Annotated in this window: 1 protein-coding gene; it reads left to right on the top strand. The window is 64.4% G+C overall.

Annotation, left to right across the window (positions count from 1 at the left end):
* The first annotated feature begins 89 nt into the window (after positions 1-89).
* Positions 90-1,229 carry an IS110 family RNA-guided transposase gene (locus tag ACFFWD_RS00285; protein WP_376960292.1) on the top strand — a complete coding sequence of 380 codons (1,140 nt, stop codon included), beginning with the start codon at positions 90-92 and terminating at the stop codon, positions 1,227-1,229.
* The last annotated feature ends 354 nt before the right edge of the window (positions 1,230-1,583 follow it).

Here is a 1,583-nt window from a genome sequence, read left to right as displayed (position 1 = left end):
AGATACCATGAGGCGGTGAGCATGTCCTTTCCGATAGGTTTGGGTTTCCAACACTCGAACCATCGGAGAGAGAGATGCAAGCATCGTCTATGGACACGCCCACCGTTGGCTATTGTGGCACGATTTTCGTTGCGATCGAACTGAGCCAGAGGAGTTGGCTGGTGACGGTGCACTGCCCGGACAAGGATAAGATATCCCACCATAGGCTAGAGGGCGGCGATCATGCCGGCTTGCTGGCGCTGGTTGATCGGATGCGCGCGCGGGCGGCACGGGCGTTGGGAGCGATGCCGGCGGTGACGAGTTGCTACGAGGCCGGGTACGACGGATTTTGGCTGCATAGGCTTCTGCTGGCGGCTGGAATCACGAACTATGTGTTCGACCCTGCGAGCATTGCGGTGGATCAACGGGCGCGGCGGGTGAAGACCGACCGGATCGATGGCGAGAAGATGCTGCGCACGCTGATGGCGTACCTGCGCGGTGAGCCGCGCGTGGTACGGGTCGTGCGGGTGCCGACCCCCGAACAGGAGGACGCGCGTCGCGCCAGCCGCGAACGCGACCGGTTGATCAAGGAACAGACCGCTCATACCAACCGGATCAAGGCGCTGCTGCGGCTGTCAGGCATGGCGGCTGGGAACCCGCGCCGGCGCGACTGGCTAAGTTGGCTGGCGGTGCAGCGGGACTGGCAAGGCCAGGCGGTGCCGCCGCAGATCATGACCGAGATCAACCGCGAACATACGCGGTTGATGCTGGTGAATGAGCAGCTCGATGCGCTCGCTCGACCACGGGCAGCCGCGGATCTGACCCCAGCGGCGGCTCAGATGGCGCAGCGCAGTGAGCTCTTGCTCCGGCTCAAAAGCCTCGGCCCGGCGTTCGCAATGACGCTGACCAACGAGGTCTTCTACAAGGACTTCCGCAATCGGCGAGAGGTCGCGAGCTATTTCGGGCTGACGCCCAGTCCATGGCAGAGCGGCGGGATCGATCGCGACCAAGGCATCAGCAAGGCGGGTAACCCGCGCGCCCGTCGCACCGCGATCGAGATGGCCTGGCTGTGGGTGCGGCATCAGCCGGACAGCAAGCTCACCCAGGACTACCGGCGGCGCACGCTCAATGCCAGCAAACGCATCAAGCGCATCGCCATTGTGGCCTTGGCGCGCAAGCTCATTGTGGCGCTCTGGCGCTATCTCACAATCGGCCTTGTGCCCGAGGGAGCGGTGCTCAAGGCGGTGTAAACGCTTCGAACGAACGCGCAGGCGTCGCAGGATCCGCGGCGGTCAGCGCGGGATGGATGATGACCGTGCCACCCTTGGGCCAGCAAGCAGGCTGCTTCGTAGATGGGTCTCATCATGGCTTCCTCGCCGCGAGCATGCGGAATGTGGGTGCGGGCCATAGCGGTCCGACCGGATATGAGGTGACGCAGTGAGCAGCTGCGTAAATCGCCGGAAGCCAGTCCCCGAGCGCGTCGACCGCGGCGGCACGCTGCGCTACGCATGGCTCCGCGCGCCGCCTCTACGCCCGACACCAAAAACTACACCCGAGCCCTCGGCGCGACGCTTGACTCACAAAGGCCTCATATGAGGGTGGGC

It is taken from the genome of Bradyrhizobium erythrophlei, from assembly GCF_042430365.1.
In the GTDB taxonomy this organism is placed as follows: Bacteria; Pseudomonadota; Alphaproteobacteria; order Rhizobiales; family Xanthobacteraceae; genus Bradyrhizobium; species Bradyrhizobium erythrophlei.
Note: the sequence above shows the minus strand (reverse complement) of the source record. Positions and strands in the feature narration are given on the sequence as shown.